Source organism: Alteromonas sp. RW2A1, from assembly GCF_001886475.1.
GTDB lineage: Bacteria > Pseudomonadota > Gammaproteobacteria > Enterobacterales > Alteromonadaceae > Alteromonas > Alteromonas hispanica.
The window spans coordinates 1,747,972-1,763,942 of record NZ_CP018031.1; the positions used below are offsets into that span (position 1 = coordinate 1,747,972).

Annotated in this window: 11 protein-coding genes and 6 tRNA genes; 5 read left to right on the top strand and 12 right to left on the bottom strand. The window is 42.6% G+C overall.

What is annotated here, in order from left to right; all coding sequences use genetic code 11:
• Positions 1-92: 92 nt before the first annotated feature.
• From dusC to gltX, 8 genes are all read right to left on the bottom strand, one after another.
• Complete coding sequence (gene dusC, locus BM528_RS07855) at positions 93-1,031, bottom strand: tRNA dihydrouridine(16) synthase DusC (protein ID WP_071979418.1); 939 nt, start codon at positions 1,029-1,031, stop codon at positions 93-95.
• A gap of 292 nt (positions 1,032-1,323) precedes the next feature.
• Positions 1,324-1,491 (bottom strand): DUF1289 domain-containing protein, encoded by a 168-nt coding sequence (locus BM528_RS07860; protein WP_232230599.1) that lies wholly within the window; start codon positions 1,489-1,491, stop codon positions 1,324-1,326.
• 24 nt (positions 1,492-1,515) lie between these two features.
• Positions 1,516-1,704, bottom strand: coding sequence for a hypothetical protein (locus BM528_RS07865; protein ID WP_071979419.1), 189 nt, complete (start codon positions 1,702-1,704; stop codon positions 1,516-1,518).
• Between the two features lie 84 nt (positions 1,705-1,788).
• Positions 1,789-2,694: a M14 family metallopeptidase gene (locus BM528_RS07870; RefSeq protein WP_071979420.1), complete on the bottom strand. Its 906-nt coding sequence runs from the start codon at positions 2,692-2,694 to the stop codon at positions 1,789-1,791.
• 349 nt (positions 2,695-3,043) lie between these two features.
• Positions 3,044-3,119, bottom strand: a tRNA-Glu gene (locus BM528_RS07875).
• Between the two features lie 235 nt (positions 3,120-3,354).
• A tRNA-Glu gene (locus BM528_RS07885) sits at positions 3,355-3,430 on the bottom strand.
• A gap of 166 nt (positions 3,431-3,596) precedes the next feature.
• Positions 3,597-3,672 (bottom strand) — tRNA-Ala (locus BM528_RS07890).
• An 85-nt stretch (positions 3,673-3,757) separates the two neighbouring features.
• Positions 3,758-5,167 (bottom strand): glutamate--tRNA ligase, encoded by a 1,410-nt coding sequence (gene gltX / locus BM528_RS07895; RefSeq protein WP_071979421.1) that lies wholly within the window; start codon positions 5,165-5,167, stop codon positions 3,758-3,760.
• Positions 5,168-5,457: 290 nt separating this feature from the next.
• Here gltX and BM528_RS07900 point away from each other — a divergent pair.
• The 3 genes from BM528_RS07900 (at position 5,458) to BM528_RS07910 (ending at position 5,741) form a co-directional block, all read left to right on the top strand.
• Positions 5,458-5,533: transfer RNA gene (locus tag BM528_RS07900), tRNA-Val, on the top strand.
• Positions 5,534-5,566: 33 nt separating this feature from the next.
• Positions 5,567-5,642 (top strand) — tRNA-Val (locus BM528_RS07905).
• A gap of 23 nt (positions 5,643-5,665) precedes the next feature.
• A tRNA-Val gene (locus BM528_RS07910) sits at positions 5,666-5,741 on the top strand.
• 839 nt (positions 5,742-6,580) lie between these two features.
• Here the strand turns inward: BM528_RS07910 and BM528_RS07915 are convergent.
• A complete protein-coding gene (locus tag BM528_RS07915; RefSeq protein ID WP_071979422.1) occupies positions 6,581-7,057 on the bottom strand; it encodes an energy transducer TonB in 477 nt (158 codons plus the stop codon).
• A gap of 406 nt (positions 7,058-7,463) precedes the next feature.
• Here BM528_RS07915 and BM528_RS07920 point away from each other — a divergent pair, with 406 nt between their 5' ends.
• Positions 7,464-9,086, top strand: a complete 1,623-nt coding sequence (locus BM528_RS07920) for a response regulator (RefSeq protein WP_071979423.1) — start codon at positions 7,464-7,466, stop codon at positions 9,084-9,086.
• A gap of 56 nt (positions 9,087-9,142) precedes the next feature.
• Here the strand turns inward: BM528_RS07920 and BM528_RS07925 are convergent, their stop codons facing one another.
• Positions 9,143-13,396, bottom strand: a complete 4,254-nt coding sequence (locus BM528_RS07925; RefSeq protein WP_083595230.1) for a hybrid sensor histidine kinase/response regulator — start codon at positions 13,394-13,396, stop codon at positions 9,143-9,145.
• Positions 13,397-13,638: 242 nt separating this feature from the next.
• Here BM528_RS07925 and BM528_RS07935 point away from each other — a divergent pair, with 242 nt between their 5' ends.
• Positions 13,639-13,980 (top strand): carboxymuconolactone decarboxylase family protein, encoded by a 342-nt coding sequence (locus BM528_RS07935; protein WP_071979425.1) that lies wholly within the window; start codon positions 13,639-13,641, stop codon positions 13,978-13,980.
• 174 nt (positions 13,981-14,154) lie between these two features.
• On the opposite strand, the gene BM528_RS07940 is transcribed toward BM528_RS07935, so the two are convergent.
• Positions 14,155-14,682: a GNAT family N-acetyltransferase gene (locus tag BM528_RS07940; RefSeq protein WP_071979426.1), complete on the bottom strand. Its 528-nt coding sequence runs from the start codon at positions 14,680-14,682 to the stop codon at positions 14,155-14,157.
• Positions 14,683-14,767: 85 nt separating this feature from the next.
• On the bottom strand, positions 14,768-15,736 hold the full coding sequence (gene moaA, locus BM528_RS07945; RefSeq protein WP_071979427.1) for a GTP 3',8-cyclase MoaA: 969 nt from the start codon (positions 15,734-15,736) through the stop codon (positions 14,768-14,770).
• Between the last annotated feature and the right edge of the window lie 235 nt (positions 15,737-15,971).

The following is a 15,971-nucleotide window of genomic DNA, read 5'->3' on the forward strand; positions in this document are numbered from 1 at the left end:
AAGAAGTGAGACATGTAACTTACTCTCTGTTGCCATTTCAGAGTAGTCAATTACCCTCCTAAAACCAAGCAGGTCTGGGATAAACCTGCGTTTTATTGAGAAGACTGGCGTGCTAACACATCTACAATATCTTGGGAGTTAGTGAGCCGCCTAATATCATTGAATAACACTTCAGCTTGCGGATACTGTCTCTTCAAGTAGCCACACCATTGCTTTATTCTATTCGGATAGTACCTTCCCTTATCACCATAGATCTCATAGCCAGAATATTGTATTAGCAAGGCAGCTAACTCAGGCCATGGCATCGGTGTGTCGCCATGCTTTATGCTGCGCGCAAGGTTCGGCATCGCAAGGGCTCCACGTCCAACCATCAAATTTATACAATCGGATTGCTCTTGACAGTTTTTCGCATCATCTGCGTTCCATATCTCACCGTTGGCGACCAAAGGTATATCCGTGTGTTGCTTAATTTTTGCAATCCAGTTCCAATATGCTGGCGGTTTATACCCTTCTGTTTTCGTTCGTGCATGCACGACAAGCTCAGAGGCACCGGCTTCCGTTATCGCTATCGCATTATCAACCGCTAACGATTTATCCTCAAAACCGAGCCTAATTTTTGCCGATACTGGTATATGCTGAGGTACAGCATCTCTAACCGCTTTCACAATATCGTAAAGCGTTTGAGTTTCTCTAAGGAGCACCGCGCCCCCTTTACTTTTGTTGACTGTTTTGGCCGGACATCCAAAGTTCAAATCTACGCCCGGCGAGCCCAGTTCTACCGCTGTTTCCGCATTTTCAGCAAGCCACTGTGCGTGCTGCCCTAGTAATTGAACCCGCACAGGAACACCCGACGCAGTTTTACCATCGGTATGAAGCTCTGGACAAATCTTATAAAAAGTTTTTTTAGGTAATTTCTGGTCGACTACGCGAACAAATTCCGTCACACATTGATCAAAACCGCCAACGCGGGTCAACATATCTCTCATTAGGTGATCAACTACCCCTTCCATCGGGGCTAACATTATTTTCATTCGGAATTTGGCTCGAAATAAGTATCTAAAATCGGCGCGGAGTTTACCAAAAAGACGAGTACCTAGCTACGCGATGAACGTTAATTATAAGACGTTTGAGCTAACTTATTAAAAATAGGTTTGTGAGTCTATGTTTATGATTTGAACATAGGAAGTTCGTTTTGGTTTATGTTGAAGGGGATGAGTGTTTTGAGTGACTGTCCGATGTTGAATTTAATTCGCTTTAAGTGACTGTCCGTTGTTCGCTTTCTAATTAAGTGACTGTCCGGTTTTTATTTTTATTCGGTTTTTATTAGTCGGGGTGAGATTGCGTTTCGAGTCTTTCGAACACTGCGATCTTTTGTTCGTTGGTGTAATTAGCCCAGTTAACTATTTCGTCAATGGTTCGATGACAACCGGCACATATATCATTTTCGTCGAGTTTGCATTGCGCTTTGCAAGGAGAAATTGGGTACATCATTTTTTACTTCTTTGCGTCTAAGGATTACTGAACTTTCTTTGCCGCTGCTATGTTTGCCAGCGTGCTTTCAGAAAGCTCTTTGTTCGACCACAAACAAACGTGACAGCCGAATTGCGATTCTAAATAATCAGAAAACTCAGTGTCGGTTTTACAATCGTGTCGAATTAATATTTGTTTATTGCCGTTATATATTACTGCCGAAAAAGTAAACACAGAAAGCCTCCTTTGAAAGAAGGCTCAATATACATCTAGACGTCTAAACGTTCAAGCGTCTAAATAATTTATCACGTGTAAGACTTATTTTATAAAATCGAGCGCAGCGCACACCGCTGCAACTTGAGCATCATTACAGTTTTCTGGCGTTGCATTGTCACTGTCTGGATATACTTCCGTTGTGGTGACGTATTTAGCGTCAGTCATACCACCGCATAAAAACAGCGACTTCTTGTCATAACAGATAACCCCTTCGCTCATAACATCGGCACCAATAATCTTTCCATTTTCATCAGCGGGGGCTATATGAGTAACCTTGCGAACAGCGTCGATTACTGCCTGTTGGAAAGCAAGCTGTGGATTGGGTGTGTTTGCTACTGTGTAAAAGCCGTCTGGAATATTCCAGTTGTCGTGAGTCGTTCCATCTCGCGCCGCCAAAGCAGGTCTAAACTCGCTGTTATCTGTGTCAGTCGTTTCGTGCAAGTCGATATGTAACGACAACTCCATGCCCAGCGATTCAATAAAGTGCATTAACTGTTGTGACTCAGGTGCTGGTGAATCCGCATGAAAAGAACGGTTGGGATCTATCGCTAACGGATTCCATCTATTGATGGTCTCATATCCCCAAGGGCTTACACAGGGTACAACAACAATATTGAAATCAACGGCATAAGCCGCCAACTGCGTTTGAATAAATTTTAGTGCTCCCTGCACTCCGCTAGTCTCATAACCATGAACTCCGCCGGTAACTAATGCCGAGGGCTTACTTTCGTCGAATGAATTCGGTACTACAGCATAAAGAGGATAACGCTCTTCATCGTATGGCAGTGCTCCATATTGTTGCAGTCGAAATCCGTCTGGAATGATATGTGTTAACTTATCAAAAACCTCTTCTTTAACGCTGCGCTTCACGCTTTGCTGATCATACCATTGAGCTTTCTCTTCGGCGCCCCACGGTTTGCCAGGCGTTCCAATTGAATAATCCTGCATAATGACCTCATTCTTTTTATATAAGCTTTACTTTCAATAATATCATCTGCCACTAACAAAGTATGCGCCAAGCGGTGCGCCGCATTAAATGAAAGTCACCATTTAAGTGCGCATTGTATAATTTTTTTTGCACTTAAATAATTAGGGCTGTTGTTCTTTGTTCTACGAATTTTGAGCAAAGTGCTTCTATAACGCTCCCTTCGGTTAGCGTCTGTTGTCTGCAAAAAAGGAAAGAGAAAAGGAACAGTGAGGCGAAACGCAGCACTAATGAGCAACAATACCAGCCCGTATAGATAAAGATTCAGACCCCAAAAACAAAAAAACCAGCCTGATGGCTGGTTTTTTTATATGGCGTCCCCTAGGGGATTCGAACCCCTGTTACCGCCGTGAAAGGGCGGTGTCCTAGGCCTCTAGACGAAGGGGACTGAAAATCTTTTTTCGAAAGCTACGCTTTCGATATTTTCAGTAAGGCGAAGTGAGCCAGCGAACTGAGCGACCTTTTCCTTACCAAACTTTCAGTCAGGAGTTTAAAAAACCCCAGGCTATTTCACAGTATTGACCGACTGTGACGCGATTAAAATGGCGTCCCCTAGGGGATTCGAACCCCTGTTACCGCCGTGAAAGGGCGGTGTCCTAGGCCTGACTGTGACGCGATTAAAATGGCGTCCCCTAGGGGATTCGAACCCCTGTTACCGCCGTGAAAGGGCGGTGTCCTAGGCCTCTAGACGAAGGGGACAATAAATCGTTTCAAACATAACTGTTTGAATCAAACACACCGTATGTTCACTGAACAAACAACGATGTAATGAAATATTGTCGCAACCGATTACACTCAACCCGAGCTATCAGTTAGCCTATCAAGTTACTTTTTTTATCTTGCACACTGAATGTGAAGTGTAACTTGGTGGAGCCAGGCGGGATCGAACCGCCGACCTCCTGCATGCCATGCAGGCGCTCTCCCAGCTGAGCTATGGCCCCGTTGTGTCGCAGTCAATTTAATATGACTGTTCCGTGACAGCGGGGCGCATTCTAGGCATCCCCCCCTGTCATGTCAACGGTTTTTTTATGAATTTTCTCTGTTTGCTATAAAAGTAAGCGCTTTGTCGATTCTCTCACCAACTTTGTCTTTTGACAGCAAATGTAGAGTTACATCAAGCGACGGAGAATTGCCACCGCCTGTTGATGCTACACGCAGCGGCATGCCTACTTTCCCCATACCTACTTCTAATTCTTCAGCCGTAGCATTGATAGCAGATTGAATGCTTTGTGGTGTCCATTCTTCAAGCGCTAATAGCTTATCTTTCACCAACTCTAATGGGCCTCTAGCAACAGGGCGAAGGTGCTTTTTCGCGGCGTTGGCGTCAAATTCATCATAGTCTTGATAAAAGTACGTTGAGATCTCCGCAAGCTCTTTCAGAGTCTTCACGCGGTCGGCTTGAATTGCAATAACCGATTCTAGAGAAGGGCCCGTTGTTATATCAATATTCAACTGGTCAAAATGCCATTTTGCATGTTTAGCAACGTCACTTGCTGGCATAGACTTAATATAGTGCTGATTCAACCAAATAAGTTTCTCAGTGTTGAATGCAGAAGCGGACTGCCCTATTCCATCTAGACTGAAGTGCTCAATCATTTCATCAAGTGTAAATACTTCTTGATCGCCATGAGACCAGCCTAATCTAACAAGATAGTTCAATACTGCCTGAGGTAAAAAGCCGTCATCGCGATACTGCATTACGCTAACTGCACCGTGACGCTTCGACAATTTCTTACCATCGTCGCCTAGTATCATGGATACATGGGCGTATTCAGGGATAGGGGCACCCAGCGCTTTTAATATATTAATTTGACGAGGTGTGTTGTTGATGTGGTCTTCACCGCGCACAACATGCGTTATATTCATATCCCAGTCGTCAACAACAACGCAAAAGTTATAGGTAGGTGTACCGTCTGTGCGCTGAATAACTAAATCGTCCAGTTCGCTATTGCTTATTTCAATTGTTCCACGAACGTGGTCGTTTATTGTGACCGACCCTTCCAGCGGATTTTTGAACCGAACAACGAATGGCTGCCCTTCTGGGTGATCTGTTCTATCGCGCCAGGTTCCCGGGTAGCGAGGTTTTTCACCTTTCTCTTTTTGCGCTTCACGGATGGCATCTAACTCTTCTGAGCTCATAAAGCACTTATACGCTTTACCTTCGTCTAATAACTTTTGAATAAGCTCTTTATAACGATCAAAACGTTCAGTTTGATAAACCGGACCTGTATCCCAGTTTAAGCCAAGCCATTGCATACCGTCTAAAATGGCTTGTTTTGCTTCCTCTGTTGAACGCTCTATATCGGTATCTTCTATACGAAGAACAAATTCACCGCCTTTACTTTTTGCATAAAGCCAAGAATACAGCGCAGTGCGTGCGCCACCGACATGAAGATACCCAGTAGGGCTAGGTGCAAATCGTGTTACAACCGACATGGCTACTCTCTATTGTTTAATAAGTTCTAATCTGCGCGCATTCTACCAGTGTACGAGTAAGGACAAAAGTCGCTTGCTCTACTCTGTAAAATTAATTAAAAAGAAACAATTCATTATTTCACTTGCTGTAGTTGATTAATAACGGTGTGTTTTTCATCGATTAATTTAAAATTTCGCCAAAACGTTTAATTTTCGCGCATACAGTAATTTTCTTTAATTTTATTGTTGACACTATCAGAAGCAACTCTATAATACCGCCCCACTTGCCAAGGCAAGTCAACAAACAAGACGGACGCTTAGCTCAGTTGGGAGAGCATCGCCCTTACAAGGCGAGGGTCACTGGTTCAAGCCCAGTAGCGTCCACCAATCTTGCTTGTTACTAGAATTGCGAAATAAAATGGACGCTTAGCTCAGTTGGGAGAGCATCGCCCTTACAAGGCGAGGGTCACTGGTTCAAGCCCAGTAGCGTCCACCACTCTTTTCGAATTCATCTCTATCGGACGCTTAGCTCAGTTGGGAGAGCATCGCCCTTACAAGGCGAGGGTCACTGGTTCAAGCCCAGTAGCGTCCACCACTTTCTCTTTTTATCCTAAAATTTTCATAAGACTCGATGGTTCAACAACTTCATTGCGAGCCACAGCAGCGTCCACCACTCTTTTACAAAATTCATTTCATTTGCCATAAGACTCGATGGTTCAACAACTTCGTTGCGAGCCACAGCAGCGTCCACCACTCTATTTCCTTATTTATTTCAGTTGCCATAAGACTCGACGGTTCAACAACTTCGTTGCGAGCCACAGCAGCGTCCACCATTCTTTTACAAAATTCATTTCATTCGCCACATTAGCTCTTTATGTTATGGAGGATACGCTTTAACGCCGTCGTTTATCGATGATAGAAAGCAATCTTCTTGCAAAATGCAACTTAGCTGAGTTGTCGTAAATAGCGCTTATGCTATATTCAAACAAATTGTAAATTATGTCTTAATATTCGATGATAACCACAACTATAAAACGTAAGCAGGTACGCCAGACTGGTTCCCGCTCAACGAAAGCTGATATTTGCTTTAAAGCAAGAGTATGCTTGTTCGCCGTTGCAGCAGTTTGTTTAGTTAGCGCTTGTTCCAATACCCAACATCAGGCCCGCCTCAACACATTGAGTATGAATTATTGTTCCGATGCAGTGATGGGTAATTGCAGGCTGGTAACACCTAGTATTATTCAGCTTGAAGCACCCAACGATCCTTTCGAGGAACAACTAAAGCCAATACACCAGCGTAGAGATGTTATTGAGCAAGAGTTTGAAGTATTGAGACGACGGTAACCTGAGCCAGGTCTTGCTGTCGTCTAAAATGAGGCAAACTGCTAACCAAGTTGGGCAGTTTAAGCAAACCCCAGAATATCCCTAAAGCGCTCACCTGCGTCTTATTACTGAGCCTGCTGCGACAACCACATCTTCACCAGAACATGAAGTGCGTTTATTCACTTCTTCTACCGTGCAGTTATTACTGCCGTCCTTGAGACAAAACTCAAACCTCGTTCTGCGCGTAACCGGCGAAGTGATTACATCGCCACTTAAGTTACTCCATTTCCACTTAGGAATTACTTTCATCGATTCAATGGCAAAATGACCGGCTGTTGCATCTATAACTTCCATTTCAGTGATCTCCAACGATGGCGTGATAACATACTCTATTGTTGCGCAGCCCATTTCTCCCGTTTTGGCCGCACTGATTGGATACCGCGGTGCAAAACGCCTCACAACACCGTTATTGTCGCGATGGCTTTTGGAAACTTTCTGCTCGAATTTAGTGTTTTCAGGCTGCCGGTATTGGGAGCTTTCACATGCTGACAAGCTAACAATAATTAGTCCCAGTGATAGATAACGCATATTAAGTCCATTTAGCTGCTCAATTAAGTTTCGAAAATGTAAAGTATCATTAGCCGCTTAGAAAAACAATTTCAATTGAAACGAGCGTCTGAGGCTATCTCATCTCTCCTTATAATCTTTATTAGCAATGCAACGAGAAATTGGAACTCTTAAGTTCTCTATCTAGCAAAAACCAAACTCGTCACTTAAATTGTTGCTTCCAACCTTTAAAGTGTTTAATTTTCGAGCATACAGGCCGATAAAGGATTATATTATATTTATCGCGTTTTAGCGCTTCATCAGAATGTAAGTTTTAAAACGTGCATTAGTAAAATTACATAGCTGATTTAGTTGTGTAACCGTGTAAGCTCTTAAAAATAGCTAGGGATTTGAGCATAATGACAGAATTTAGCGACGTGACATTAAAATGAAATACAATCTAGCGAAGGGCACCAAGTTACTTATTGCAGAAGATCAAGTATTAGCTAAGAGTCATTTGCATTATGCTCTCGAGCAACTGGGGTTTAAAAAAATAGACCACGTCGACCGCCCGTCTTCTGCCATTGCTGCGCTTCAGGAATTCGAATACGACGCAATTATCTGTTCTTATAACCTGCGCTCTGAGCAAGGGGGCTACTTTCTTCTTGAACAATTACAATCTGAACACGCGCTGTCGTTAACCAATGCGTTTATCTTTACAAGTGCAGATACTTCAGCAGAGGTTGTGCATGCCATTATAGAACTCCAACCCGATGAATTCATTGCTAAACCTTTTTCTGTAAACGAATTAGAAAGACGTCTTTCTCGGGTTTTGTCTCGGAAAGCTGCGCTGAAAAATGTTTATCAATTTATGGACTCTGGGGAGCATGAAAGAGCGCTTTATGAAATAGAGCAATTTCTTTTACAACCTGAGTATGCGGAACATTTTCCGCTTGCTATGAAAATAAAAGGTGATCTTCTATTTCTTAATCAACGATTTAGTCAAGCTCTGGCTTTCTATGATGGCATTGTAAATGTTCAAGACTTTAGCTGGGCTAAGATAGGTATAGCGAAATGCTTAATAGCGCTGGAAGATTTTGATGATGCAGAACGAGAGGTTTTACAATTAGCTATGCGGCCCGATGCCGAACTTGCTGCCTATGACCTGTTGGCCACATTGAAAATTAAGCATGAAGCCTTTGATGATGCCTTAGAATGCACGCGCTTAGCGTGTCAGATTTCGCCTAGAAAAATATCCCGTCATCGCCAAGCTGTAAACTTAGCGCGTATAACTCACAATTACGAAAGCCAGTTCGCCAGTGCTAAACATGTTGTCAGATATGCGAAAGATTCAATTCATGACGCCCCAGATAATTATCTTAATGCTGCTCGGGCGGGTGTAGACTTTGCCATGACCTCTGACCCTGCTGACGTTAATAAAATTGTCAAACAGGCCACCAGCTACCTTCAACAACTTAAACAAGCCCATCCGAAAACAGAACTGAACGAAGAGCTTAAGGTTATAGACGCGAGAATTCATTATTTGAAAGATGACGTAACCAAAGCTCAATCTCTGTTAGCTGACTTTCATAGCGTCCATGCAAAACAACAATCTACAGAGGCGCTGCTCGATAGAGCAAAAGCCTTACATGAAGTTGGACTGAAAACCGAGTCGTTGAAAATATTCGATGCGCTCGCTAAACAATTGAGAACAGATGAGAACAGTGACGAGTTAATGTGTCGTTATATTAGGCAAGAAAAAGAAGAGAAAACGGCAATTTCATTAAGTCCTAAAGCGCTCAACAATTCTGCGGTAGCCGAATATAAGCGTGGTAATTTAGAGCAATCTTACACTACGTTTTCACAAGCATTCAGAGTGATGCCCAAAAATCCGTCTATTGCGTTAAACTATTTACAGGCCATAGTACGAGCAAGAAAATCTCGTGAAGCGTTACCAGGTGATACTGTTCAAGCAATTAGATCATGCCGAGAAACACTCGAAACAGCGCAGTTATCTGAAGAGCAGCAAAGTCGTTACGACAGTGTGAAAAGCATCCTGACAAACCATTAACATGAATAGTAAAAGGCGTGCATAGCGCGAACAGCATAGCGCGAAATAATATCGACTTAATCTGACACTTCTGTTTGTAGCCATTTTCGTAGCGTAGCAATAACTTTCTCTTGCTCTATGGGCTTGGTAAGAAAGTCATCCATTCCGGCTTTCATGCACATTTCTTTATCGCTTTGCATCGCATTGGCCGTCATGGCTACAATGGGAACTTGATGGTACTGCGCTCCTGCTGTTCCTTTTCTGATTTGCCTCGTCGCTTCAAACCCGTCCATTTCCGGCATCTGACAGTCCATAACAATGAGTGAATATACGCAGTCTTCCCCAGCGGCTTGCAATAGTTCAATCGCCTCTTTTCCATTGTTTGCAACATCAACGATAAAACCAGCACCTTCGATAATACTTGTGGCGACAATTTGATTTATTGCATTGTCTTCAACTAACAATATGTGGTGTCCCTCAGATACTGCACCTTTTGATACTGCACCTTTCGATACGGCACCTTTCGATAATGAATATGTCGAGCTGTTATCGTTCTCTGCAGAGCTGCCTATATAATCGTCTTGAGTATCTGAGGGGCGCTCTTCACCGCTTTGCTTATGACGGTGCTGATAGTGCTGATGAGAACTTGAGCTTGGTTCGTCCTCAAGCACAAACCTAAGCGCGTTGGTTGACAAAGGCTTAGGAAAGCTAGCATATAATCCAAACTCTTTAGCCTGTTGCGCACTGTCCAAATCTTTTAACAAAGTCATGGTAACAACTCGGGGATTGTTTGGTGTTTTATAGGTTCTTATGGCATGACAAAAAGACGCAGCGGCCATATCTGGCGTGGTTTTATCGAACAAAATGATAGTTATAGGACTCTTGCCAACAATGCTTTCTTCATAAACAGAAAGCGCACTTTTAGCTGTGCTAGCAAGCGATGTTTTAGCTCCCCATAAGTTGAGTTGCTTTTCCAGCGCTCGTTGGCTTGATAAATTTGGGGCAACAATAAGCCAGTGATGATTAACGTTTTCTATGGTTGGCAATACGTCAGTAGCTTCGTTTACTTTTTTCACTTCACAAGTTACTTCAAAACAGCTTCCGCTGCCGATATCACTCGATACCCTCACGTCACCACCTAGAAGTTCACATAACTTTTTAGTGATAGTTAAGCCAAGGCCTGTTCCACCATAGCGACGGGTAGTAGACGCATCTACCTGCGTAAACGATTCAAAAAGATGTTCTAACTTGTGCTTCTCAATACCAATTCCCGTATCTTCCACAACGCATCGCATCAAATAACAATTTGCATCTTTATGAGGTAGAAGTTCTGCAGTAATGTTTATTTCACCCTGCTCTGTGAACTTCACTGCGTTGCTTAACAAGTTATTAAGAATTTGCTTAATACGGTTGGGGGCTGAATTAACTTTTGACGTTTGCACTTTTGAAACATCAACGATAACTTCCAATCCCTTCTCTTGGGCAGTATGTGCAATTGAGTACGCAAGCTCTTCAATTAGCGCTCGCAAATCAAAATCTACTGACTCGATATCAAGCTTGTCGGCCTCTATTTTTGAAAAGTCGAGAATATCGTTAATGAGCACGAGCAACGAATTCGCACTTGAGTTGGCTATGTTGGCTTGATGCGCCTGCTCGGCATTTAAACCACTGTTTTTTAATAGGCTAAGCATACCAACCACGCCATTTAATGGGGTGCGAATTTCATGGCTCATATTGGCAAGAAACTCTGATTTAAGTTTAGTTGCTTCCTCCGCCTTGTTTAAAGCCACTTTTAATTCGCGAGCCTGCTGCTCAAGAGACGCCGTTTTTTCAGAAACTTGTTGCTCTAAAACCTGTACGAAGCGCTTTTGCTTGGTAATCTCTGTTTGATGTAGCCGTGTGCGTAGGTAAATGATCAGCATTACCGTTGCAGTGAGTAAAACACCGTAGAGGGTATACGCCCACCAGGTTTTCCATGGTTTCGACTCTACGTGCACATTAATGGCTAATTGTGCTGAACTCCATTCACCGTTTTGTTTTAATGCTCTCACTAATAACGTATACGTACCGCCATTTAAATTGGTAAATGACACGTTATTGTAGTTTCCAATGTCTATCCATTGCTCATCATAGCCTTCAAGCTTATAAGCAAAGTGCGGCACAGTTGCGGCAGAGAAATCAAGCAGGGCAAATTCAAAAGAAAAGAAATAGTCTTCGTGAGAAAGATAGACATCTTTAACATATGACAGAGGGGTATCGGTACTAGCAGGCTCCCCCATAACGTTAAAGTCAGTTAAAACGATATTCGCATTGAGCTCCTGCTGGTCTGACTCCTCGTAATTAAAGTACTCTATGCCTCGTTGGCTACTAGTAAAAAAAGTACCTTGGGAAGATTTCAACAGGCTACTGGAGTAGTAATTCTGACCCGCGAACTTTGAGCTACTATTGTAATTTAGCGCTTGCTGTTTATATGGGTCGTATAGAAAAATGCCTTTGTTGGTAGTTAGCCATAGCCCCTCGTTTTCGCCGTCTGATACAGCGCGAATAAGCGGTGCAGGCAATCCTTGTTGCTCACTAAATCGTTTGAAACTTTGCGTATCGGGCTGATAAAGGTTGAGTCCTTTTTGGGTGGCAACCCAAATATTACCATTTCTGCTTTGGTATATATCTTCAACGATATTGCCTAACAAGCTATTATTTTTTTCCGTTGAGCTAAACGTGTCGAATCGTTTTTCGTCTTCTCGCCAAACACTCACGCCCTTCCCTGTGCCCACCCACATATTTCCGTCGCGATCTTTAAAAATGGCCAGTATTTCAGGGTGAGGCAATCCGTCCTTCTGAGTTAAGTGCTTAAAGGTATTGCTGTCATTGTTGTAAACGTAAACACCATTTTTATAGGTTCCAATCCACAGGTTGTCGTTGTCATCTAACGCTAACGCCCTGAATTCTCTAAAATGACGATATTCAGCATCGTCTTTCGGATACTCCACTCGGGTTACATCTTTCGTAACTGCGTCAAATTTTACTAAAAAGTCATCCTGTGCAACCCAAAACATATTGTTTTCGATTGGTAGAATAATGGGCCGTTCAATAACCCCATTTTCTGCGTAATCATCAAAAGAACTGAACACCGAGTTCGACACTCGATGCAGGCGCTGCTCATCAGTTTTCCATTTATACACTTCAGCCTTGGCATTAACTATCAGCACATCGCCATTTTCGTCTAGTTCAATTCCATTAGGCGCTACGAGTAACTCGCTATCAATTATCTTAACTTTTCGGCGTGGTGAAAGCTTAAAAATGCCATGTACTTCGCTTGTTATCCACTTTGTATGGGTATGATCTTCAAAGATTATCCTAAGACCATTATCAAATCCAAAGTCTGTTTTTTGCACCTCGTTATCGCTTTGCGAGCGCTTGAATAACCCGTTTGTAGTGACAAACCATACAGTACCTTCGTGATCTTCAATCATCGAATTAACTTGGCCTAATGTTTTGCCATTTTTTGTCAATTGAGGAATGAAGACACCATTTTCAGGTAAAAATAGAAAAGGGCCCTCTTGAGTTGCTACATAAAAACGGCCATCACTAGCCAAAAGCAAGCTACGAACTTCATTTGCGCCTGTAGCAGTTTTATTGGACTTATCGGGAAAGTAATATGTTGCTGTTAGGGTGTCTTTGTTGAGTAAATTTAAGCCATAGCTGGTTGCTACCCATAAGGTCTTTTCGTCGTTGTCGATTATGTCCCAAATACGATTATGAGATAAACCGACTTGGCTATCTTCCCCTCTCTGAACCCGCTGAAATTTCCCATTGCCTAAATAACGATTTAACCCTTTGTTGTAGGTGCCCAGCCAAATATCACCGGTTTTATCATGAAACAACGATTGAACCCGATTTGATGAGATTGAGTTAACATTGTCTGGATCATGAAGGAAACGCTGAAATTTCCCGGTAGTAGGGCTGTACTTATTGACACCGCCTCCCCATGTTCCAACCCAAATATTGCCGTTTTTATCCAGCATCAGGTTTCCTGCATCGTTATGGGACAAGCCTTTTACTGCGTCGCTGCTAGCCTCGTATAGCTTTACGTTCTTACCATCGTAACGCATAACACCATTTTCAGCGGTACCAAACCAAATAAACCCCTGCTGATCTTGAATAATGGAATAGATTTCCGAGGAAACGAAGCCGTCGGTGGCAGTAAATTGATCGATAGAATAATCATTAGTAAGCGTGTCTGAAGCAGCTGAATAGCCTTTTGCACTCAACAGAAAAAACAAAAACGATACGTAAAGCACGTGTAGAAAAAAGGAGGGAAAGGTCGTCATTTTAAGCAAACACACGCTCTCTAAATAGTTTTATGTCGGGCCGACCACTGCCTTAAACCATAGTCCATAATGCGTTCTATTTCTATGCTACCAAAGACGCATTCTACAGCGCTTTTCGTATAATTTTTGATACTAATCAAAATAACGTAGGCTGCAGTCGCTATACTCTTAGTATCAACTATCAAAAGTGTTGAGCTGGAACCCTTTTCTACTTGCTCAAGTACAAACATTGGGAGAAAACAATGCCTAAATCGTATAAACAAATTACCGAGGATCTTAACCCTTATTTGGCCGAAGTAAAAAAAGGCATGCCTGAGGTGATGAAAGGGTTCTCTGAAATGGCGAAAGCGGCTACCGCCGATGGTGCTCTGGATAAAAAAACTAAAGAGCTCATTGCACTTTCCATTGGCATCGCCACTCGTTGCGACGGATGTATTGGTTTTCACGCGAAAGCGCTGGTTCATCTGGGGGCAACAAGAAACGAAATTGAAGAAGTTTGTGGTATGGCTATTTATATGGGTGGCGGGCCGTCATTTATGTATGCGGCTGATGCACTTCGCGCTTTTGACGAATTTAGCGACTAAAAAGCGCTAACGCTAATGGGTAACCGTATTTTTAGAAATCAGCACTATATAGATTTATTTTTCGGGTTTTGAGTTTGAGCTAGCAAATGTGAATATAAGGCCCAACCAAAATAGTTCCACTTGGAAGTCAGGCAATGTTAAATCGGCGGGCTTTTGAGTGTTGTACCTATGTATTCAGGTTGTATAAACCACAACTAATTCTTGAAAAACGCTATCTTTGTATTCTAGTTCGTGGCTAAACCGCATACCCAATTTTTTCATAATGTTGATAGACGCTTGGTTTTCAGGGTTTGCAATGGCTGAAAACTTATCCATGCCTATTTCGTAGAGACTCTCTTTAACTGCATTGGCGGCCTCGGTAGCATAGCCCTTTCCCCAGCTACTGCGTTTAAAACGCCAGCCCAATTCAATATTATCGCTTTCTGGGCTTTTAGTAAAAAAGCCAAAAGGACGTACCAAAACCCATCCAATGCTTTCTTTGTTATCGAGGGTTTCTACACGCCAAAGACCCCAACCTAATGCGGGATTGGAATAAGCTTGGAAGCGGGGAACAAATATATTTTGAATGTCTTCTCTGGAGGATTTTTTGCCGCCGTTGATAAACTTCATGACCATTTCGTCTTGGTCAAGCTCCCAAAGAAAATCAGCATCGGCTTCCGTTACGTAATGGTAGGTAAGACGCTCACTATCCCTGATTTGCATATACTTCCTGTCGATCTTATTATTTTTTTCGAATATATCCTATTTTTATCCAGATCCAAATAATTTTTTAATCGGCTCTGGTCATTTAACCACCTAACATGGCTAAATGTTTGGTCGCTCCCGTTTTGCCCTCGTGTAAGTAGTGGGTAGCATCTTTTTGACTTAAGGCGTGCTGTAAAAACTGAATAACCTCTTCTACATTTCCTGTAGACAGCAAGTCTCTCATATCAATACCATTTTCACTGAAAAGACACAGATGCAATTTACCTGGAGCAGAAACACGCAGCCGATTACAGGTTTTACAAAAGTCTTTGCTGTAAGGCATGATTAACCCTATTCTACCGGCATAGTCAGGATGAAAAAACTCTTGTGCAGGTCCAGCATCTTTTCTTCTTAACAGGGGCTGCCATCCCATATTTTCCAGTTGTTTTTTAAGCGGAGACCCACTTTGATGCTGCTTATTGAAAAATTGCGCAAGGTCGCCAGTTTCCATTAGTTCTATAAAACGAAGCGTTACAGGCATATCTTTCAGCCAGCTTAAAAAACGTTGTAATCGGCTTTGCGAGAAGTCATTAAGTAGAACTGAGTTTACTTTAACCTCTAAATCAGCCTCGATGGCTGCATCTAACCCTCTTAATACTGAGCGCAATTTATCTTGCCCCGTTATTGCAGCAAATTGCCTGGGATCTAGGCTGTCTATGCTCACATTAACTTGGTCCAGTCCGGCTTCTTTCCACGTTGATGCGAACTTTTCCATACGAGCGCCATGCGTGGTCATTGCAACTCTTTCAATTCCTGGGGTATTGGCAGTAAGCCTAAGAATATCGATAAAATCTCGTCGTAGAGTGGGTTCGCCACCCGTGAGGCGGACTTTAGAGGTACCCAAGCGAGCGAATGCCTGAAGTAAGGTATCTATTTCTTTTAGCGTCATAAAGTGTTCGCTTGTGGGGCCGTCGTAGCCATCAGGCAAGCAATACTGACAGCGGAAGTTACATGCTTCAGTTACCGATAAGCGTAAATAATGAAACTGTCTTCCAAAACTATCTTCTAACAAACTAACTCCTATTGCTATGGCCTTATTTTCAGCGTATTAACAGTGCTATATTTTGTGTACCCTACACAAAGTTCTACTTTAGCATTGTAATGCTTTTCATTAGGTTAAATAAGACCAATATAATCTTTGTATTATTTCATTTCGTATCCTAGATACGTAAAAATGACACGACCCAGCGCGAGCACTCTTGTTTAAGCGTGCTATGCACCTACTTACAAACCTAATTCAGGTAGTT